Annotated in this window: 15 protein-coding genes; 7 read left to right on the top strand and 8 right to left on the bottom strand. The window is 71.0% G+C overall.

Annotated features, from left to right (window positions below; all coding sequences use genetic code 11):
* The first annotated feature begins 102 nt into the window (after positions 1 to 102).
* Positions 103 to 1590, top strand: coding sequence for a sodium/proline symporter PutP (gene putP / locus QFW81_RS05130; RefSeq protein ID WP_280577535.1), 1488 nt, complete (start codon positions 103 to 105; stop codon positions 1588 to 1590).
* A gap of 326 nt (positions 1591 to 1916) precedes the next feature.
* Here the strand turns inward: putP and QFW81_RS05125 are convergent, their stop codons facing one another.
* The 4 genes from QFW81_RS05125 to QFW81_RS05110 form a co-directional block, all read right to left on the bottom strand.
* Positions 1917 to 3101, bottom strand: a complete 1185-nt coding sequence (locus QFW81_RS05125) for a DUF5694 domain-containing protein (protein WP_280577534.1) — start codon at positions 3099 to 3101, stop codon at positions 1917 to 1919.
* 326 nt (positions 3102 to 3427) lie between these two features.
* Positions 3428 to 4210 (bottom strand): hypothetical protein, encoded by a 783-nt coding sequence (locus tag QFW81_RS05120; RefSeq protein ID WP_280577532.1) that lies wholly within the window; start codon positions 4208 to 4210, stop codon positions 3428 to 3430.
* Between the two features lie 329 nt (positions 4211 to 4539).
* Positions 4540 to 6639 carry an NHL repeat-containing protein gene (locus QFW81_RS05115; protein ID WP_425603982.1) on the bottom strand — a complete coding sequence of 700 codons (2100 nt, stop codon included), beginning with the start codon at positions 6637 to 6639 and terminating at the stop codon, positions 4540 to 4542.
* A gap of 32 nt (positions 6640 to 6671) precedes the next feature.
* Positions 6672 to 7841 (bottom strand): class I SAM-dependent rRNA methyltransferase, encoded by a 1170-nt coding sequence (locus QFW81_RS05110; protein WP_280577530.1) that lies wholly within the window; start codon positions 7839 to 7841, stop codon positions 6672 to 6674.
* 248 nt (positions 7842 to 8089) lie between these two features.
* On the opposite strand from QFW81_RS05110, the gene QFW81_RS05105 reads away from it, so the two are divergent.
* From QFW81_RS05105 to QFW81_RS05085, 5 genes are all read left to right on the top strand, one after another.
* Positions 8090 to 9049 carry a TerC family protein gene (locus tag QFW81_RS05105; RefSeq protein WP_280577529.1) on the top strand — a complete coding sequence of 320 codons (960 nt, stop codon included), beginning with the start codon at positions 8090 to 8092 and terminating at the stop codon, positions 9047 to 9049.
* An 87-nt stretch (positions 9050 to 9136) separates the two neighbouring features.
* On the top strand, positions 9137 to 9928 hold the full coding sequence (locus QFW81_RS05100; RefSeq protein WP_280577528.1) for a rhomboid family intramembrane serine protease: 792 nt from the start codon (positions 9137 to 9139) through the stop codon (positions 9926 to 9928).
* Positions 9929 to 10639: 711 nt separating this feature from the next.
* The gene (locus QFW81_RS05095; protein WP_280577527.1) at positions 10640 to 11803 is read left to right on the top strand and encodes a glycoside hydrolase family 18 protein; all 1164 of its coding nucleotides are present in this window, start codon (positions 10640 to 10642) and stop codon (positions 11801 to 11803) included.
* Between the two features lie 41 nt (positions 11804 to 11844).
* Positions 11845 to 12954: a serine hydrolase domain-containing protein gene (locus tag QFW81_RS05090; protein ID WP_425603980.1), complete on the top strand. Its 1110-nt coding sequence runs from the start codon at positions 11845 to 11847 to the stop codon at positions 12952 to 12954.
* Between the two features lie 221 nt (positions 12955 to 13175).
* Positions 13176 to 14078, top strand: a complete 903-nt coding sequence (locus QFW81_RS05085; protein ID WP_280577525.1) for an SDR family oxidoreductase — start codon at positions 13176 to 13178, stop codon at positions 14076 to 14078.
* Positions 14079 to 14379: 301 nt separating this feature from the next.
* On the opposite strand, the gene QFW81_RS05080 is transcribed toward QFW81_RS05085, so the two are convergent.
* Complete coding sequence (locus QFW81_RS05080; protein ID WP_280577524.1) at positions 14380 to 15090, bottom strand: phasin family protein; 711 nt, start codon at positions 15088 to 15090, stop codon at positions 14380 to 14382.
* A gap of 277 nt (positions 15091 to 15367) precedes the next feature.
* Here QFW81_RS05080 and QFW81_RS05075 point away from each other — a divergent pair, with 277 nt between their 5' ends.
* Entirely contained in the window at positions 15368 to 17086 is a 1719-nt protein-coding gene (locus QFW81_RS05075) for a M20/M25/M40 family metallo-hydrolase (protein WP_280577523.1), read from the top strand.
* 387 nt (positions 17087 to 17473) lie between these two features.
* Here QFW81_RS05075 and prpF read toward each other — a convergent pair whose 3' ends face one another.
* Genes prpF through QFW81_RS05060 form a run of 3 tightly spaced genes read right to left on the bottom strand, consistent with a single transcriptional unit; the run spans position 17474 to position 19728 of the window.
* Complete coding sequence (gene prpF / locus QFW81_RS05070) at positions 17474 to 18664, bottom strand: 2-methylaconitate cis-trans isomerase PrpF (RefSeq protein ID WP_280577522.1); 1191 nt, start codon at positions 18662 to 18664, stop codon at positions 17474 to 17476.
* Positions 18661 to 19188, bottom strand: a complete 528-nt coding sequence (locus QFW81_RS05065; protein ID WP_280577521.1) for a hypothetical protein — start codon at positions 19186 to 19188, stop codon at positions 18661 to 18663. The genes prpF and QFW81_RS05065 overlap by 4 nt, the downstream gene beginning before the upstream one ends.
* A 60-nt stretch (positions 19189 to 19248) precedes the next feature.
* Positions 19249 to 19728 (bottom strand): SRPBCC family protein, encoded by a 480-nt coding sequence (locus QFW81_RS05060; protein ID WP_280577520.1) that lies wholly within the window; start codon positions 19726 to 19728, stop codon positions 19249 to 19251.
* Positions 19729 to 19837 lie beyond the last annotated feature (109 nt).

Here is a 19837-nt window from a genome sequence, read left to right as displayed (position 1 = left end):
GGAGAGCGCGGGCGGACGTGGTCGCCGGGTCGATGTCCGGCATTGGCATCGCCGCGGCGGTTTGGGTCACACTCGCCGCCTGCCATCGCCCGGACCCGCCGCATGCGCCTCGATTCTCCGCTGTTCCTCACGTTTTCCGCCTACCTGTTGCTGATGGTCGGCATCGGCTTCATCGCCTGGCGACGCACGCGCACCTTCGACGACTACATCCTCGGCGGCCGTTCGCTGGGCAGCTACGTCACCGCGCTGGCCGCCGGCGCCTCGGACATGAGCGGCTGGCTGATGATGGGCCTGCCCGGTGCGCTGTACCTGGGCGGTGCGTCGGAATCGTGGATCGCGATCGGGCTGGTGATCGGCGCCTGGGCCAACTGGCGCTTCGTCGCCGGCCCGCTGCGCGTGTACACCGAGCGCGCGCACAACGCGCTCACCCTGCCCGACTACTTCACCCACCGCTTCGAGGACCACAGCCGGCTGCTGCGCATCCTGTCGGCGCTGGTGATCCTGGTGTTCTTCGCGATCTACTGCGCCTCCGGGATCGTCGCCGGCGCGCGCCTGTTCGAGAGCATGTTCGGCCTGCCCTACGGCGAGGCGATGCTGTGGGGCGCGGCGGTGACGATCGCCTACACCTTCATCGGCGGATTTCTCGCGGTGAGCTGGACCGACACCGTGCAGGCGACGCTGATGATCTTCGCCCTGCTGCTGGTGCCGGTGTTCGCGATCCTGGGCGCAGGCGGTCCGGGCGAGGCGCTGGCGCTGGTGGAACAGGTCGATCCGGCGCGACTGCAGTGGATCGGCGCCGGCGGCGTGATCGGCATCGTCTCGCTGCTGGCCTGGGGCCTGGGCTACGTGGGCCAGCCGCACCTGCTGGCGCGCTTCATGGCGGCCGACAGCCTGGCCACGATCCCGCGCGCGCGCCGCATCGCCATGACCTGGATGGTGCTGTGCCTGGCCGGCTCGATGGCCACCGGCTTCTTCGGCATCGCCTGGTTCGCCGCGCATCCGGAGGTCGCCGGTCCGGTGGACGCGAATCCCGAACGCGTGTTCGTCGCGCTGTCGGAGCTGCTGTTCAACCCGTGGATCGCCGGCGTGCTGCTGTCGGCGATCCTGGCCGCGGTCATGAGCACGCTGGCGGCGCAGCTGCTGGTGTGTTCGAGCGCGCTCACCGAGGACTTCTACCGCGGCTTCCTGCGCCCGCGTGCCGGGCACGGCGAGCTGGTCTGGGTCGGCCGCGCGATGGTGCTGGCGGTGGCGCTGCTGGCGATGTGGATCGCGCGCGATCCGGAGTCGCGCGTGCTGGGGCTGGTGTCCTATGCCTGGGCCGGCTTCGGCGCCGCGTTCGGGCCGGTGGTGGTGCTGTCGCTGTTCTGGAAGCGGATGACCCGCAACGGCGCGCTGGCCGGCATGCTGGCCGGTGCGGTGACGGTGATCGCGTGGAAGCAGACGGGCAGCGCGCTGTACGAGATCGTGCCGGGCTTCATCGCCGCGTCGGTGGCGATCGTGGCGGTGAGCCTGCTCGGCCGCGCGCCGTCGCCGCAGCTGCAGGCGCGGCATGAGCAGGTGCGGGCGACGTTGTCCGAAAGCGGTTATTGATCGAAGGTGTTTCGGGGAACCCGGATGCGGCCTTCGGCCTTATCCGGGCTACGTTCTGCGCATGGCGCGTGCCGCACGAGCCCTCACGCGTAGCCCGGATAAGCGAAGCGCATCCGGGGATGCTCACCTCCGGACATCCGACGATCGAAGTCGCCGGAGGAGTCGCAGCCGACATCCGGCGACCTGGGGCTCCCGACGCCATCCGTGCCCTGCGGCGCACGGCGGCCTGATCCGGGTGACGCGACTGTCGCAGCGTCGCCTCCGCGCCTTTCGGCGGGATCGATGACCGCAGCCTTCACGATCCGGAGGCAGCTCGCGGCCGTTGCTCACTCCTCTCCGAGGATCTCCGCCGCGTCCACCATGTCCACGCCCTGCAGCTGGCCGAGCAAACGGTCGAACCAGGCCTTGTGCGAGGCGCCCACGATCGACAGCACGCGCGCGCCCGGACGTTCGCGGAAGGTGGTGCCGATGTTGGCCACCATGCGCAGGTTGCGCAGGTCCCAGCCGCCGACGTACTGGCGGCCGAACCGCTGCGGCGAGGGTTCCGCCAGCGCCAGCGCGAAGTCGCAGGCCATCGGCATGCGCTGGTAGTCCGCGCTGTTGGTGTGCCGGTACAGCGGCAGCAGGTCCGGCGCCTCGCGCAAGGCCTTGTCGCGTGCACGCAGCGCCCCGCACTCGGGAGGCGCACTGTCCCACGCGCTGCGGATGGCGGTCGCGAACCCGTCCATGTCGTCGATGCGCAGGTTGTCGCCGGTGTGGTCGTCGACCGGATGCACGCGCTGCAGGCCCAGGCGCACGGCCAGCGCAACCGCGATCACGGTGTTCTCGTTGTCCGAATCGGCGCGCTTGCGCAGCGCCGCGACCAGCACCTCGTCGAGCCCGTCGCCTGGGCGGCGTTCCTGCTCGCCCAGGTGCAGCCACTGCACCAGCGCGGAGTTCGGATCGCCGGCGGCAAGAAAGGTTGCGGCCAGGCGACGCCGCTGCGCGGGTGTCGGCGCGTCGGGCCAATCCGCCAGCTGTCGCTCCATCGACGCGATCGCCGCCGGCACGTCCAGGCCGGTGGCCGAGCGCGCAGCGGCGGTGTCCGGGCAGTACTGCGCGCCGCCTTCGGGATCGTAGACCTCGGGATGCCGCGCCATCAGGTCGCAGGTTTCGCCCGGCATCGACTCGATGGTGATGATCTCCGGCGCGTACGCGGCCAGCCGCAGCAGCACCGGTTCGATCGCCTCGGGCGTCACGTCGCCGCCGCCTTCCTGCCCCAGGTGCACGGTGCCGAGCACCAGCACGCGGGTGGGGTCTCCGGACAGGCGCACGGTGGACGCGGCGGCCGCGGCAGGTGTCGCTGATGTAGCCGACAGGGCGAATCGGGCGGGCGTCGGGGACGCGATGGGTGTTCTGGATGTCGCGGACGGGGCGGGCGTGGGCGCGGCGGCCGTGGCGGGCATCTGCGCCAGTGCGGCGAACGCGGGCGACAGCGCGAGCAGCAGGGCGGGCAACAAGGGGCGATGCATCACGGCCTCCGGGCAATGGCGATGGCGCCGCGGAGATGCGTCGGCGCGGCTACGCCATGACACGCGAATGCCGGGAGGAATTCATGTCCGGATGGTCACGGTGACCATCGAGGCGGGATGGTTCGCGCAAGGACCCGCTGGCTGGCGCGGCCCCGCGAGTTGCCACGGTCCCGGATGCGGCCTTCGGCCTTATCCGGGCTACGGAGAACGGATGACGCGGACGGCAAGTTGTTGCTTCCCCCGCTGCGGAACATCGGGCCCCTTGACGGGTGCAAGGTGCCAGAGGCGGATGGGCGCGCCAGGAGCGCGCCCATCGCACAGGCGCCTCAGAAATCCCAGCGCCCCGACAGCGTCACCGGCAGCGACACCCGGCTGCCGGTGTCGTTGATGCTCGCCAGGCCCAGGCCGCCGATCGCGCTGTCGTCGTCCTTCAGGTCGCCCGTGTAGCGCACGCCGCTGGCGAGGGTGACGCTGAAGGTCTCGGACACCGGCATGATCACGCCCACGTCGAGCCCACCGGTCGCCGACCAGCCCGACTCGTAGAACGGCGCATTCGCGATGGTGATGCCCGCATCCGGGATTTCGAAGGTCGCACGGATCTCGTCGGTGCGGGTGGCGCCCAGGCGTGCGCCAACGAATGGCCGCGCGGTGCCTGCGGTGCCGAAGTAGTAGCGGTAGCCGACTTCGGCCGACAGGGCTTCGTAATCGCCGAAGGTGCCGTACACCGGCAGCGTGGTGTCCAGCGCCGGCACGAACGCGCCGCCGACCATGACCGTGCCTTCGTCGGCGCTGGTCTGGCGCACCTGGCCGAAGATCTCGCGGCGTTCGTCGAACGCGTAGGTGAATTCGAGGCCGTAGGTGGTAGCCAGGTCGTAGATGCGGTCATGGCTGCGCGACTCGATGCGCAGTTCGGCATCGACGCCGGCCAGGGCGGGGTTCAGCGGACCGAGGTCGGGCACTGCGGCGGTGGCGCCGTCGTGCACGTCGCCGCTGAGCGGCACGTCCACGCCGCCGAACACCGACATGGACCAGCGGCCTGCCTCGGGACCGGCGGCGTGCGCCGTGGTGGCGAACAGGGCGGTGAAGGGAATGGCGAGCCAGGTGCGCATGGGGCTGCTCCGTAGAGGTTGAGGTGGGCGTCATCGAATGGCGATGGTGCGGAAGCGACGCTAGGCACGCCGCCGTTACACATCCGTCAACCTCCGGCTTGTACGAAACCTGTACATACCGGCGATGCGGAGCCGGTCCCATTGGGCAGTTCCACGCACGGAACGGCACGTTGCGCGCGTACGCCCGCGGGCTCGCGTCGGAGCACCCCACCGACGACCTCCACCCCACTCTGCCGATGCGGGCGATGGCGACACTCCGTCGGGAAGCGGATCCCCATGTCGATGTGAGGCGACCCTGCGTTCAGGGCGCAACGCGTGCACCGCCGTGGTCAGTGCGCCAGCAGCCGCACCGGCAGGTCGCTCGCACCGATCGCGCGATTGCCGGCCGCGTCCACGCCCACCGCGCGCACGACGTAGTCGCCCGGGGGCAGCGCCGCCGGGTCCCAGCGCGCCTCGGCGACCGTGTCGCCGCGCACGATGTTGCTGGGCACGTAGAGGAAGCGCGTGCGCGCCGCGCCGTGCACGGTGATGCCGCTGTCGGCGGCGTACGCGGTCAGCACCGCGTCGGGATGCGCCGGCATGCGCGAGAAATCCAGGTTCATCGATGGTGCCTCGAATCCGGGCACGGGCGTGCCGTCGGCGCGCAGCACCTGGTAACCGATGCGGTGCAGGCCGAGCCGGCGCCGCGGCAGGTTGCCGTCGACCTGGTCCCAGGCATCGACCACCACCTGCACGCCGCCGCCTGCGCGCGGCACCAGCACGCGGCCGTCCTCGCGCGCGGTCAGCGGCAGGCCCGCATCGTCCAGCAGCGACACGCCATCGATGCGTGGCGGCACGGTGTCGCGATAGCCGTGGAAGCCGAGCCGGATCGCGTTGTGCTGGTGCCCGTACGGCCCGACGATCAGGTGCGTGTGCGCCTGCGCATTGACCGAGCCGAGCGCATCGCCGGCCGCGAAACGCGTGCCGCGCAGGATCCGCACCAGCGACGGCCGGCCGTCCTCGTCGTGCTCGAACGCGAACCGCGACGGATCGAGGTTGCGTCCCTGCGCGGTGCGGCCCACGCGCATGTGCAGGCTGGTCAGCTCGTCGACGGTGATGCCCTCGGCCTGGCCGCCGAAACTGAAGGCGGCCAGCGGACTGGTGACCTTGGCGTCGATCAGCGCCAGCACCGGCGTCCCCACATCGGCCCGCACGTCCAGGCCATTGTGCAGGTGGCTGCGGCTTTCGCCGCTGAAGTTGCCGCGCACCTCGCCCAGGGTGCCGACCACCTCGTGCCAGCCGTCCTGCGGCGCGAACGGCCAGCGACGGGCGGTATCGGGCAGCGGGCGGTCCGGGCGCGGGCCCACCGGGCCGTCACGAAGGACATCGTCGCCGGCGCTCCGGCGCACGATCCGATGCAGGCGATGGCCGGCGGCATCGGCCAGCAGCATGCTGCCATCGCGCTCCAGCCACAGGCCCGCGGCGCGCGCGGCCCATTGCCCGGTCGACGCGCCGGTCAGCACGCGGGCGCGCCCATCCGGGCTCACCTGCAGCACGCGGCCCGGCGAGAGCGTGCCGACATACAGCACGCCGTCATGGGCGACCGCCAGCGACAGCGGACGGTCGACATCGACCGCATCCCACCCCGCCGGTCGCCAGGTGCGCACCGTGCCGTCGGGATCGATCCGGCGCAGCGCGCGGTTTCCGGTATCGGCCACCCACACCGTGCCGTCGCCGGCCACCGCCAGCGCGGTGGGCGTGTCGAAGCGCGCCTGCGCGCCGGCGCCGTCGACGAAGCCGCGCGCGCCGCCGGCCAGCGTGCGCACGCGGCCATCGGTCTCGATCACGCGGATGCGGTCGTTCCAGGTATCGGCCACGTAGACGCGGCCGATCGCGTCCACCGCCACGCCCATCGGCCCGCGGAACTGCGCCAGTGCCGCGTCGCCCTCGCGCAGTCCCGCCACGCCGGTGCCGGCCAGCGTGGCGACCGCGCCGTTGCGCGCGATGCGGCGGATGGCGTGGTTGCCGGTGTCGGCGACGACCAGCGCGCCGAAGCGGTCGACCGCCAGCGAGGACGGCGTGTGGAACCGCGCCGCCGCACCGACGCCGTCGCGGAACCCTTCCACCGATCCGGCGAACGTGGTCACCGTGCCATCGGGCGCGATCCGCCGGATCCGGTTCGCCTCCCCGCCATCGGCGACGAACACGCTGCCGTCGGGCCCGCGCACCACGCCCCAGGGCTCGTCGAAGCGCGCCGACAGCGCGTGTCCATCGCGCGCGCCGCGCAGGCCGGTCCCGGCGAGCGGGGTCATGCGCGCGGTCCAGTCGAACGCGGTCGGCGCCGGTGGCGGCAACGGCGGGCGCAGCCAGTCGCGCAGCGGCTCCCAGAAGAACGTTCCCGCCAGCGCCAGCGCGGTGAGCGCGGCCACCGCCCACAGCGCGCGCCGCACGCCGCGCGGCGTGCGCGGCGCCACCCGCCGGTTCAATCCAGCACGCGGCAGAACACCGCCTTGAGGTAGCGCGACTCCTGCACGTGGGCCAGGAACGGATGGTCGGGGCCGGCGCCGGACACCTTGAGCACCTGCACCGTGCGCCCGGCGTAGAACGCCGCGCGGCGCAGCATGTCGAGGAACTGTTCCTCGCTCACCAGGCCGGTGCACGAGAACGTGGCCAGCAGGCCGCCGGGCTTGACCACCCCCAGCGCCAGCTTGTTCATGTCGAGGTATTTCTTCAGCGCGTTGATCACCTGCTCGCGGTCGCGGGTCATCTTCGCCGGATCCAGCACCACCACGTCGAACTGCTCGCCGTTGGCGGCGGCGTCGCGCAGCCACGGGAAGATGTCGGCCTGCACGAAACGCGGACGCACGTGGTTGAGCCTGGCGTTGCCGCGCGCGATCTCCAGCACCGCCTCGTCGATGTCGATGCCCACCACTTCGCTGGCACCGCGCACGGCGGCGTACACGCCGAAACCGCCGGTGTTGCAGCACAGGTCGAGCACGCGCTTGTCCCTGCAGCGGTGCGACAGCCATTCGCGGTTGTCGCGCTGGTCGGCGAAGAAGCCGGTCTTGTGCGCGCCGGCCGGGTCGGCGCTGAAGCGGATGCCGTGCTCGGTGATGGTCGCCGCTTCCGTACCCGAGGTGCCGTGGAAGTCGAACGACTCCTGCTTCTGTACGTGTTCGTCGGCGGCGCTGTGGAAGCGGCAGCCGGGGAACTGCGCGCGCAGCGCGGCGTAGATCCATTCGCGGTGGCGGAACATGCCGGCGCTGAAGAACTCGACCACCAGCAGGTCGTCGTAGCGGTCGACCACCAGCCCGGACAGCCCGTCGCCTTCGCTGTGCACCACGCGCCAGGCGCTGGACACCGCATCCAGGTCCAGCACCTCGCGCCGCAGCTGCACGGCCGCGGCGATCTTCGCGGCGAACCAGGCCTCGTCCACCGCCACGTCCGGATCGGTCTCCAGGATCCGCAGCGCGATGCGCGAATGGCCGTTGTAGAACCCGCGCCCGATCCAGACCCCGTCCTGGCCCACGATGTCCACGATGCTGCCCGGCTTGGGCCGCGGCACGGGCTTGTCCACCAGTTTCTGGAAGATCCAGGGGTGGTTCGAACGCCAGGCGTTGCGCAGGCGGATGGTGGGCAGGGGCTCGGTCATGGCGACAGTTTATCCGCCCGCTTGACCCGGCCGGGCGCGCGCCGCCAGAATGCGCGCCGAAGGGGAGTAGCTCCCAGCGCGACGGCCGTCATTTCGAGCAGCGATGCTCCGGTCCCGCGGCAGCCCGGCCGGGCTGTGAGCAAGACCTTCGCCGCATCGGCGAAGGTGTGCCCCCGGAATCCCGTGCATGGACTCCGCGCCGCCCGCGCCTGCGGCCGTCCTCCACTTCTCCTGCACGGAACTCCTCGATGGACACGATCGGCAACGTCTGGCTGTGGGCCGGCTTCTCCGGCCTGGTGCTGCTCGCGCTCATGGTCGACCTAGTGCTGATGCGCCACGGCGGCGCGCACAAGGTCACCTTCAAGGAGGCGGCGTGGTGGAGCCTGGGCTGGGTGGCCCTGGCGCTCGCGTTCAACGCCGCGCTGTGGTGGTACGTGGGCCAGGACGCGGGGCCGGACGAGGCCCGCCGCATCGGGCTGGAGTTCCTGACCGGCTACCTGGTCGAGAAGGCGCTGGCGGTCGACAACATCTTCGTGTTCCTGATGCTGATGACCTACTTCGCGGTGCCCGAGGAGCAGCGCCAGCGGGTGCTGGTGATCGGCATCCTGCTGGCGATCGTGCTGCGCGCGATCCTGATCTTCGCCGGCGCCGCGCTGATCGCGAACTTCCACTGGATGCTGTACGTGTTCGGCGTGTTCCTGCTGCTGACCGGCATCAAGATGTGGTTCGCGGCCGGCAAGGAGCCGGACCTCGAGCACAACCCGGTCCTGCGCTGGCTGACCGCGCACGTGCCCTTCATCCGCCGCTACTACGGCAGCGCGCTATGGCTGGGCAGCGGCCGCCGGCGCAAGTTCACCCCGCTGTTCATCGTGCTGGTGATGATCGGCATCACCGACGTGATCTTCGCGGTGGATTCGATCCCGGCGATCTTCGCCATCACCACCGACCCGTTCATCGTGCTGACCTCGAACGTGTTCGCGGTGCTGGGGCTGCGCGCGATGTTCTTCCTGGTCGCCGGCATGGCCGAGCGCTTCCACCTGCTGCCCTACGGCCTGGCCATCGTGCTGGTCTTCATCGGTACGAAGATGCTGCTGGTCGATCTGTACAAGATCCCGGTGCTGTGGTCGTTGGCGGTGGTGGCAGCGATCCTGGCGACCACCATCGCCCTGAGCCTGGCGCGCCCGCCGCGCGCCGCGGCCGGTCACTGAGGCGGGGCGGCCGGCCGGGCGCCGTCGCGGCGGCGCCCGCCGCATCGGCACCCTTGCATCGCCGCAATTTGCCGCCACCTCCCGACGATGTACCTGCCCACGCCCGACGACGCGCACGACCCCGAGGCCCAGCGCGTGGCCGACAAGCGTCGGCTGGCCTCGGCGGCCAAGGGCAGCGTGGCGTTCGTGCTGGCGCTGGTGATCGTGTTCGGTTTACAGGGGCTGGGTGACTACCGCGCGTTCGCGGTCGCACCGCGCACGCTGGACGGGCTGCTCGGCCTGCTCACCGCACCGCTGCTGCACGGTTCGCCCGAACACCTGGTCGCGAACGCGACCGCGCTGCTGCTGCTCGGCACCCTCGCGCTGGCCGTCTATCCGCGTGCGACCGTGCGTGCGCTGCCGCTGATGTGGCTGGGCTCGGGCCTGGGTGCGTGGGTGCTGGGCGATGCGGGCTCGTTCCATCTCGGCGCCAGCGGCCTCACCCACGGGCTGATGTTCCTGGTCTTCATGCTCGGCCTGCTGCGCCGCGACCGGCCCTCGATCGCGGCCGGCATGATCGCGTTCCTGTTCTACGGCGGCATGCTGCTGACCGTGCTGCCGCAGGAGCCGGGCGTGTCGTGGCAGTCGCACCTGGGCGGTGCGCTCGGCGGCATCGTCGCGGCGTTCCTGCTGCGCCGCGCCGATCCGGTACCGCCGCGCCGGCGCTACAGCTGGGAAATCGAAGAGGAAGAAGCCGAGCGCGCCGCACAGGCCGAGCGTGACACGTTCGAACCGGGTTCGCCGAAGGACGTACCCGTGCTGTGGCAGCGAGATGCGCAGGAAGACGCACGCGAGGAAGAGCGCGGCGTGGTGCTGCGGTTTCCGCCTCGGGACAGATAGGCGATGGCAGATGGTCGGGCGTTCGACGCGATGACCTCCGCTCGCCCCCCCGTTCGTTTCTTCTCGATCGTTGGGTGGGAGGCCCTACGGATGAGTTCAATGCCGGGGCTTCGGGGCTTCGGGTACTAGGGCCTTCGGATCGGCGCCGTGCCCTGACGCCCGGGAATCGCTCTCCGCTCGGTCAGGGCATCCTGCCCTGACTCGCGCGCAACACATCCATGTGTTGCTAGCCGCGATCCCCGCCCGCCAGGACACGGCTCCAGGATGCGGTTGCCGCGATGCCTTTCTTGATGTTCCTGCTGCGACGGCGCTCCGCGGCGATCTGTCCGCTAATCACGCGGTGGCCTGCGACCGCGTAGCCCGGATAAGGTCAACGGCCGCATCCGGGGCCCTACGTCACTGAAGTGATCCCCGAGCGTGTGTCGCCTCGTCGTTGCGCGGTCACGGAACAACCGTGCGCGCCCACTCGGCGCCCCCCCTGCTCGTCCCGCTCGCGCGGACCGAAGCCTGGTTCGACACTACGCGGTACGGAGGCGGCTGGCCACGCCGCGAGCGCAACGCGGACGCCGAGGCGGGCGGTGGAATGCGCTCGCGACCCATGCGCTCGCCTCGACGTTCAAGATGCCGATCGCACGACGGCATCGCACCGGTCGCGGCGCGACGCCGTGTGGATCGTGTACGGTGTCGCCTCCCCGACGCGGAGAGTGCGGCATGCGGCGATCCTGGTGGCTGGGCATGGCGGCGATCGTGTGGTTCGTCGCGACCTCGAGCGCGGCGCTCGCGTCGGAATCGGGCGAATCGATCACCGCGAACACACCCCCCGCGCCGCGCCTGATCGCCTACCTGTTCGACCGCGACGTCCCACTGCCGTCCGTCGATGCCGGCAAGCTCGATACCGTCGTGTACTCCTTCGCCGTGGTCGACGCCCACCACCGTGTTCGCCTGCCGCGCGAAGGCATGGCCGAGCGTCTGACCAAACTGGCCGACCGCCGCGACGGCGAACCACGCGCCGACGTGCTGCTCGCCATCGGCGGCTGGGGCGCGGACCACTTCTCCGAAGCCGCCGCCACCGAAGACGCACGCCGCACCTTCGCCGACACCGCGGTCGCGCTGGTGCGCACGCACGGCCTCGACGGCCTCGACATCGACTGGGAATACCCGGCCCTGCCCGGTCCCGGCATCAGCCACTCGCCGGCCGACCGCGACAACTTCCCCCTGATGCTGCAGGCGCTGCGCGAGGCGCTCGACGCGCTGTCGGCGCAGACCGGCCGCCGCTACCAGCTCACCATCGCCGCCGCCGACGGCGAGGCCGCGCGCGGGCTCGACCTGCCGCGGATCGTGCCGCTGGTCGACGCCATCCACCTGATGACCTACGACTTCTTCGGCGCCGGCAGCGCGCGCACCGGCCACCACGCCGGCCTGTACCGCTCCGCGGGCGCAAACGGCGCCAGCGATCGCGACACCACGCGCGCGGTCGACGAGTTCCTCGCCGCCGGCGTGCCGCCGCACAAGCTGGTGCCCGGCGCGGCCTTCTACGGCAAGGCTTTCCGCACCAGCACCGCGGACAGCGCCGGCCTGCACCAGCCGTTCGCCGGCGAGGTCGCGTTCGTGACCTGGGCCGAGCTGCAGCAGGGTTACCTCGACACGCCTGCATTCCAACGCCACTTCGATCCGCAGGCGCAGGCCGCGTGGCTGTGGAACCCGGGCACGCGCAGCTTCGTCAGCTACGAGGATCCGGACGCGATCCGTGCCAAGGCCGCCTACGCGCGCATGCGCGGCCTGGGCGGGATGATGTTCTGGGAGCTCGGCGGCGATGACGCCCGCGGCACCCTGCTCTATGCGGCGCACGCAGGGCTGCACGGCACAGACGAATGACCACGCCGCACGTGCGCCCCGCAAGCCGCCGCATCCTCCGCTTGCTGCCCGCAACGGCGCGGCACGCACTGCTCGCGCTGCTGCTGCCCGCACTCGCCGCCTGCTCCACCACACCGGATGCCCGCATGCCGACATCGCAGACCCTGGACCGCATCGACACCCTGATGGCCGCATACGCCGAGCCACGCGGCCCCGGCGCCGCGCTGCTGGTCGTGCGCGACGGCGTGCCGGTGGTGCGCAAGGGCTACGGCCTGGCCAACCTGGAGCGCGGCATCCCCGTCGACCCGGGCACGAACTTCCGCCTGGCCTCGGTGAGCAAGCAGTTCACCGCCGCCGCCATCCTGCTGCTGGCGCAGGACGGCGCGCTGTCGCTGGACGACCCGGTGCGCCGCTGGCTGCCGTCGCTGCCCGCCGCGGCTGACGGCATCACCCTGCACCACCTGCTCAGCCACACCTCGGGCGTGGTCGACTACGAGGATGTGCTGCCCGACGCGATCGAGGGCCAGCTGCGCGACGCCGACGTGCTGCGCCTGCTGGAAACGCAGGATCGCCTCTACTTCGCCCCTGGCAGCGACTACCGCTACAGCAACAGCGGCTATGCCCTGCTCGCACTCATCGTCGGCGAGGCTTCGGGGCTGGATTTCGCCACGTTCCTGCGCGAGCGCATCTTCAAGCCGCTGGGCATGGACGCCACGCTCGCGTTCGAGAACGGCATCTCCACCGTGCGCGACCGTGCCTACGGCTACAGCGCGGCCACCGACGGCTGGGCCCGCACCGACCAGAGCAGCACCAGCGCGGTGCTCGGCGACGGCGGCATCTACTCGTCGATCGACGACCTGGCGAAATGGGACGCCGCGCTGCGCGACGACCGCCTGCTCTCCGACGCCTCGCGCGCACTCGCCTTCACCGCGCACACGACCACCGGCGAGGCCGACGTGGAAGGCTACGGCTACGGCTGGCGCGTCCACGGCGAAGGCGCGGACCGGCTGCTGTGGCATTCGGGCGAAACCATCGGCTTCCGCAACGTACTCCTGCGCTGGCCGGAGCAACGCCTGACCGTGGTGCTGCTGACGAACCGGAACGATCCGGAGCCGTATGCGCTGGCGCGGCGGATTGCGGCCGAGTTCCAGACTGGCGAGGCCCAACGCTGAGGGCGGCGTCCGGCGGCCTTATGTCCTTCGAGCACTTCGCCACGAAGGCGCTTGCCGCTGGCACGACGCCTCTGTCAGGACGTGACCCGTGCTCCCGACGTACGGCCGCGCTCCTGCTTGACCTCGAGACTGGTTGAGGTACTAGCCTCTTCGAGACGGTGGACGAGGTTGCGATCCGGTCCGCCTGTTTCGAACCAGCCCCCTCTCCCGGAGACGTCCACATGGCAGGACGCATCACCAAAGCGGATCGCATCCTGGTCACGGGTGCGACAGGAAAGGTCGGCCGGCACCTGGTCGACGAGTTGCTGACGGCGGGCGTAGCGGTGCGGGCGCTCGTCCGCGACCCCGGCAAGGCAGGGTTACCGGAAGGCGTCGAGCTTGTCCGCGGAGATCTGGCGGAGCCGGATACGCTCGAGCCTGCGCTGCAGGGGATGGACGGCATCTTCCTGTTGTGGCCGTTCTTCGGCTCCGCAGGTGCGCCGCGGGTGGTGGAGGCGATCGCCAGGCACGTGCGGCACGTGGTGTACCTGTCGTCGATGGGCGTCCGCGACGATCTCGGCCCCGAACAGAATGGCGTCTGGGGCGAACTCGAACACCTGATCGTCCAGTCCGGTCTGGAATGGACGTTCCTGCGGGCCGGAGGCTTCGCGGCGAATGCGCTGGAATGGGCGGCCCAGATCCGCGGCACCGGCGTCCTACGGCGACCCTACGGCGGTGCGGTCCGCTCCTCCATTCATGAGGCCGACATCGCAGCCGTTGCGGCACGGGTGCTGACGGAGCCGGGCCATACGGGCGCGAAGTACGTCCTGACCGGGCCGGAACAGCTGACGTTCGCCGATCAGGTGCGGATCATTGGTGAAGCGATCGGTCGGCCTGTCCGCTGGGAAGAGATTCCGGCAGATGTCGCAAGGCAGCAGTTGCTGGCTGAGTGGGGCGATCCGGACTTCGTGGACGGCGCACTCGCGTACTGGGCTGGCCTGGCCGAACGGCCCGAACCGGTGACGCGTACCGTAGAACGACTCACCGGAAGGCCTGCCCGCACGTTCCGTGAATGGGCGACCGATCATGCGGAGGCCTTTGCGGCGCAACCGGAGGACCTCAGGGACCAGGCGATGGCGAGATGAAATGGGGCTGCGGACAGAGCGTGCTCGCGCTGCACCCACCGGGTCCGGCCCTTGGCCTGCCCATCGTTCCGCCTGCCGATGCCCCCTGTCGTGGCGTCATTTTCGTTTCTACTCGCACTGGGGCGTCCCGTCCCTGGATCAAGCCGCGCCGCAGACGCGGCGTCGGCCTGAATGGATGGGTCGACCTCTCGCGAATACCTGCCTCACCTCGAATGGAGAGCGAAGAGGAGCAGGGGTAATGGGACCCAGGAGGAATCTGCTTGCGGGATCCGCCAGCGCCGGGCCCGCGATCGGCGCGGGGTCAGCCATTACGCCTGCGTGCGCCCTTCTTCGCCGGCGCGGACTTGCGGGCGGCGGTCTTCTTCGCGGCCGGCTTCCTCGTGGCGGAAGGTCCGGAGGCGGATTTTTTCGCTGCCGGCTTCTTTGCCGCGGATTTCTTCGCCGCGGATTTCTTCGCCGCCGATTTCTTCGCTGCAGGCTTCGCGGCGGCTGACTGCTTCGCCGCAGGCGTCGCCACGGTCGGGCCGGCCTGTGCGCCGCGGGTGCCGGACGCGCGCCTCGGCGACGGCGCCAGGTTCGCCAGGCCCGCCTCCCAGTCCGAGACCAGCCCCTGCCAGGCCTGCGCGAGGTCCGGCGTCGATCCCGCCGCCATCCCCGCACCGGACCAGGCGTCGGTGAGCCTGCCCTGCCAGTCCTGCAACGCCTCCACCACGCCGCGGACGAAGCCTTCCTGCGCGTGCAGCGCAAGCTGGTGGATGGCCTGGCTGTCGCCGACGCGCTGTTCGGCCTGGCGCCAGAACGCCTCCGCCGGCAGCGTGGCCAGCCCCTGCCAGTCGCCGCCGCCCAGCAGCTTGCGGAACTCGGCGTCGAGCTCGGCGGCGCCTTCGCCGGCGGCGCGCGTGCCGAGCTCCATCCATTCGCGGCCACTGTCCTGCAGCAGGCGGCCGAGCCGCAGCTGCAGGTCGAGATTGGCTTTCCACAATTGCATCGGCAGATCGCTGGCATTGCCCATGTCGTCACCTCGTGCGTCGGGGGATTGCAGGGTGTCCGCAGGTCGCGCCTGCGGTGTGCGCATCCGGGTGCAGCGCCGTCGCGCTGAAACGCTGCACCGGTGCGAGGGTCGCGCACACCGGGCACGGCCGCATTGACCCGGATCAAGACGGCGCGCGATGCACGCCGGACCATCATAGGCGCGGCGTGTGGCCGTGGCGTGTGTCCGCCGGGCGGCGTATTGAAGCGCGCCCGGCGCCGGTGCTAGCGTCCGGGCACCGTCGCACGAGTCGCCGCCGATGAATCCCCGCCTGACCGCCGCCCTCGTGCTGCTGTGCCTGCCGCTCGCGGCCTGCCAGCGCGACCCCGCGCCCGCCGACGCGGCGCAGCCACCCGCCCCCGCCGAGGGAGCCGCGGCAACGCCCGCCACCCCGCCGCCGCCCAACGAGACGCCCGCCGGCCAGCGCATCGAGGCCGACGTGCGCGCGCTGGCCGACGACGCGATGGAGGGCCGGCGCACCGGCACGCCGGGCTTCGATCGCGCGGCGGAGTACGTGGCGAAGCGCTTCGGGGAGACCGGCCTGGCGCCGGCGGGCGACGACGGCAGCTGGTTCCAGGCGGTGCCGCTGCTGCAGGCGACGGTGCAGCCCGAGGGCGCCCGCCTGGAGATCGTCCGCAATGGCGCGACCATCGCCCTCGAGCCGCGCAAGCAGTTCCTGCCGCTGGCGAACTTCAACGCCGCCGAGGCCGCGCTGGACGCGCCGGCGGTGTTCGTCGGCCAGGCGGTGCACGCGCCGGACCTGGGCCACGACGACTTCGCCGGGCTCGACCTGGACGGCCGTATCGCGGTGATGTTCGGCGGCGCGCCGGCGCGGTTCGAAGCCACCCAGCGCGCGTTCCACGCCTCCACCCGCGAGAAGCTGCGCAACGTGGTCGAGCGCGGCGCGGTCGGCGTGGTGTACGTCAACACCGCCGACGACGAGGTGCGCAACCCGTGGGCGCGCTCGGTGCAGAACGCCTCGCAGCCCTCGATGCGGCTGCGCGGCGAGGACGGCGGCGCGATCGACACCTGGCCGCAGCTGCGCGCCAGCGCGGTGGTCAGCGCCACCGCGGCCGACGAACTGTTCGCGGGCGGCGACCGCTCGGCGGCGCAGCTGTTCGAGGCCGCGCGCGCGGGCCAGCTGCGCGGCTTCCCCCTGCCGGGCACGCTGCGCCTGGCCGCACGCACGCGCATCGAGCCGCTGGCCTCGCGCAACGTGGTGGGCCGCCTGCCGGGCGCCGATCCGGCGCTGGCCGGCGAGCACGTGGTCTACACCGCCCACCTGGACCACATCGGCACCGGCGAACCGGTCACCGACGCACAGGGCCGCGAGGACCGGATCCGCAACGGCGCGATCGACAACGCGCTGGGCGTGGCCATCCTGCTGGAGGCCGCGCGCGAACTGGAGGCCGGGCCACGGCCGAAGCGGTCGATGGCGTTCGTCGCGCTCACCGCGGAGGAACAGGGCCTGCTCGGCGCGGAGTGGTTCGCCAACCGTCCCTCGGTCGACGGCGACGTGGTCGCGAACATCAACATGGACATGCCGATGCTGACCGCGCCGACCACCGACGTGGTGCCGATCGGCGTCGACCATTCCTCGCTGGGCGCGGTGCTGGACACCGCCGCGGCGGAGATCGGGGTGACACTCTCACCCGATCCGTTCCCCGAGGAGACGGTGTTCGTGCGCAGCGACCAGTACGCCTTCGTGCGCGCCGGCATTCCCGCGGTGTACCTGATGGGCGGCGTGGTGGGCGCCAATCCGGACCAGGACCCGCAGGTCGCCGCCACCTGGTTCCTGCGCAACTGCTACCACCAGCCCTGCGACCAGGTGGACCTGCCGATCCAGTACGGCGATGCAGCGCGCCTGGCGACGCTCAATGCCCGCATCGGCCGCATCACCGGCGACGCCGCGCAGCGCCCGCGCTGGAACGACGGCGATTTCTTCGGCGAGCGGTTCGGGAAACCGGATCCGCAGTAGTGCCGCGCGCGGTTCGGGGAGACATCACCGAACCGGATTCAGGTGTGTCGTCCGCCCGTTCCTCCGTGCATCCGCTTCAGCACGCGTACGTGGATCGGGCAGCGGCTCGAGAAGATCGAGCTGCCGCGCGTTCGACAGGAAGGCGCGTCGACGGTCGCCTGGACGCGTCAGCCGCACGGAATGCGCGCGGGACATGTCTTTCCGTCTCACGGGGCATCGCGCCCTTCATGGGTAGGGGGTGCCCCGCACGGACAGATGGGGCGGCCGGCCGCGCATCCATCGCACCCACGGGGCGTTGCGCATATCCTTCCCCCGTTTCGCGGGGCATTGCGCCCTTCACGGGTGGAAGGTGCCCCGATGGGGCAGATGGGGACGCTTCCGGCACGGTCAGCCCAGCGTCTCCGCAGGCACCCGCACCGCGCCCTCCATCAGCACCCGCGCCGATCGCGACATGACCGCGCGCGTCACCGTCCAGCGGCCGTCGACCTGCGACACCGCCGCGCCCACCCGCAGGGTGCCCGACGGATGCCCGAAGCGCACCGCATCGCGCGTGCCGCCGCCGGCGGCCAGGTTCACCAGCGTGCCCGGCACCGCGGCCGCGGTGGCGATCGCGACCGACGCGGTGCCCATCATCGCGTGATGCAGCTTGCCCATCGACATCGCGCGCACGTTGAGGTCGATGTCGCCCGCGGCGATCGCCTTGCCGCTCGAAGCCACATAGGCCGCGGGCGGTGCGACGAAGGCGACCTTGGGCGTGTGCTGGCGCCGCAACGCCTCGTCGGCGTGCGCGATCAGCCCCATGCGCAGCGCACCGGCAATGCGGATCGCTTCGAGTTTCGCGAGCGCGGTCGGGGTGTCGTTGATCGCCGGCTGCAGCTCGGTGCCATCGAAGCCGATGTCGGCCGCATCCACGAACACCGTGGGAATGCCGGCGCTGATCAGCGTCGCCTGCAGCGCGCCGAGGCCAGGCACCTCGAGCGTGTCGACCATGCGGCCGGTCGGGAACATCGCACCGCCGTCTTCGCCGTCGTCGGACGGATCGAGGAACTCCAGCACGATCTCGGCAGCCGGGAAGGTCACGCCGTCGAGCTCGAAATCGCCGGTCTCCTGCACCTGGCCCTGGACCATGGGCACATGCGCGACGATGGTCTTGCCGATGTTGGCCTGCCAGATGCGCACCGTGGCGGTGCCGTCGGCCGGCACCCTGGCGGGATCGAGCATGCCGTGCGCAATCGCGAACGGACCCACCGCCGAGGACAGGTTGCCGCAGTTGCCGCTCCAGTCGACGAAGGCGCTGTCGATCGAGACCTGGCCGTAGAGATAGTCGACGTCGTGGCCTGGCCGCGTGGACGGCGCGACGATCACGCACTTGCTGGTGCTCGAGGTCGCCCCGCCCATGCCGTCGGTGTGCTTGCCGTAGGGATCAGGCGAGCCGATCACCCGCAGCAGCAGCGCGTCACGCGCCGCGCCGTGGCTGCGCGCAGCCACGGGCAGGTCCTCCAGACGGAAGAACACGCCCTTGGACGTGCCGCCACGCATGTAGGTGGCGGGAATGCGGAGCTGGGGGCGGTGGGTCATTTCGCGGCGTGCTCGGGATGGACGGATGGGGTTCCGGGGAAGAGATCGCTCTGCACTGGCGCGACAAGCGGACGCCGCGCAATCGTGACGTAGCGGTACGGATGTGTCTCGACCATGACGAGTTCGATCGCATCGACACGCCATGGAATGGGGTCTGGTAACCAGTATGTGCCGCCAGGCATCCGCGGCGCTCGATAACACAGTGTCACGTGCGGTCGATGTCCGAAACAATCCTGGATGCCCTCGGCGGCAAGCGCACCCCAAACATCGGTCAGCAGCGTGGCGAACCCGCGCGGCATCCCCTTCGCGTGGAGCGTCCAATGTCCACCTGCCGCATCATCACCGGTCATGCGATTGAACAGCATGTCGAAGGCGAAGGCATCGATCCTGTACAGCGCGCGCAATAGCGCATGTTCGTCCGCAGGCGCGTGATCGAGGGTCAAGCTCTGATGCAGGTTGTAATGCGGCCAGTGGGCATCCCGCGCAATAGCAGGCCATCCGGCCATCACCGGCACTGCGCTCATGGCCACCGCCGTTGTCGACGGTGGACGCGCCATCAGCATCAGCCGGCCCCGCTTCATATCCTAGGCGCCATCCGGAATCTCCGGCTCCACAAGCTTCGCCAGCAGTTCCAGTGATTCCTGCCAGCCGAGGTAGCAGAAGTCGGCCGGAATCTCTGGCGGGATGCCTTCCTGCACGATGCGTAGCGAGGTGCCGCAGATGGACTCCTCCAGTTCCACCGTGACCTGCATCTCGCCCGCCGGTCCCGGCGCGTCGAAGGTATCGGTGTGGCGAATGCGCTGCCCAGGCACCAGTTCCAGGTAGGTGGCGCGGAAGGCATGGCTGGCGCCGGTGCCGAAGTTGGTGAACGACATGTGGTAGCCGCCGCCCACGCGCGGGTCGAACGCGTGCATGGTGCCGGTGAAGCCGTGCGGCGGCAGCCACTTGCACAAGGCCGCGGCGTCGATGAAGGCGCGGTACACGCGCTCGGGCGGCGCGCGCAGCACGCGGTGCAGGCGGACGGTGCCGGTGGCGGTGGCCGGGGTGGCGTTGGAATCGGTCATGCGCGGTCTCCGGGTGGTTGGGTGTGCCTGCACGACGAACCGCCGAGCCCGCGTTCGACATCCACGCGGCGGCGGCCCGGCGCCCTGCCGCTCGTATCGGCATGCCGCC

The sequence above is a fragment of the Luteimonas kalidii genome, from assembly GCF_029887935.1.
Taxonomy (GTDB): domain Bacteria; phylum Pseudomonadota; class Gammaproteobacteria; order Xanthomonadales; family Xanthomonadaceae; genus Luteimonas; species Luteimonas kalidii.
This window is presented reverse-complemented; position numbering and strand designations above follow the sequence as displayed.

What these genes read in the sequence shown, in the direction of transcription:
- QFW81_RS05105 (WP_280577529.1), top strand. Translation starts at nt 8,090, where the DNA reads ATGGACACGATCGGCAACGTCTGGCTGTGGGCCGGCTTCTCCGGCCTG.
- QFW81_RS05085 (WP_280577525.1), top strand. Translation starts at nt 13,176, where the DNA reads ATGGCAGGACGCATCACCAAAGCGGATCGCATCCTGGTCACGGGTGCG.
- QFW81_RS05065 (WP_280577521.1), bottom strand. Translation starts at nt 19,188, where the DNA reads ATGAGCGCAGTGCCGGTGATGGCCGGATGGCCTGCTATTGCGCGGGAT.
- QFW81_RS05100 (WP_280577528.1), top strand. Translation starts at nt 9,137, where the DNA reads ATGTACCTGCCCACGCCCGACGACGCGCACGACCCCGAGGCCCAGCGC.
- QFW81_RS05080 (WP_280577524.1), bottom strand. Translation starts at nt 15,090, where the DNA reads ATGGGCAATGCCAGCGATCTGCCGATGCAATTGTGGAAAGCCAATCTC.
- QFW81_RS05125 (WP_280577534.1), bottom strand. Translation starts at nt 3,101, where the DNA reads ATGCATCGCCCCTTGTTGCCCGCCCTGCTGCTCGCGCTGTCGCCCGCG.
- QFW81_RS05110 (WP_280577530.1), bottom strand. Translation starts at nt 7,841, where the DNA reads ATGACCGAGCCCCTGCCCACCATCCGCCTGCGCAACGCCTGGCGTTCG.
- QFW81_RS05120 (WP_280577532.1), bottom strand. Translation starts at nt 4,210, where the DNA reads ATGCGCACCTGGCTCGCCATTCCCTTCACCGCCCTGTTCGCCACCACG.
- QFW81_RS05075 (WP_280577523.1), top strand. Translation starts at nt 15,368, where the DNA reads ATGAATCCCCGCCTGACCGCCGCCCTCGTGCTGCTGTGCCTGCCGCTC.
- putP (WP_280577535.1), top strand. Translation starts at nt 103, where the DNA reads ATGCGCCTCGATTCTCCGCTGTTCCTCACGTTTTCCGCCTACCTGTTG.
- prpF (WP_280577522.1), bottom strand. Translation starts at nt 18,664, where the DNA reads ATGACCCACCGCCCCCAGCTCCGCATTCCCGCCACCTACATGCGTGGC.
- QFW81_RS05060 (WP_280577520.1), bottom strand. Translation starts at nt 19,728, where the DNA reads ATGACCGATTCCAACGCCACCCCGGCCACCGCCACCGGCACCGTCCGC.
- QFW81_RS05095 (WP_280577527.1), top strand. Translation starts at nt 10,640, where the DNA reads ATGCGGCGATCCTGGTGGCTGGGCATGGCGGCGATCGTGTGGTTCGTC.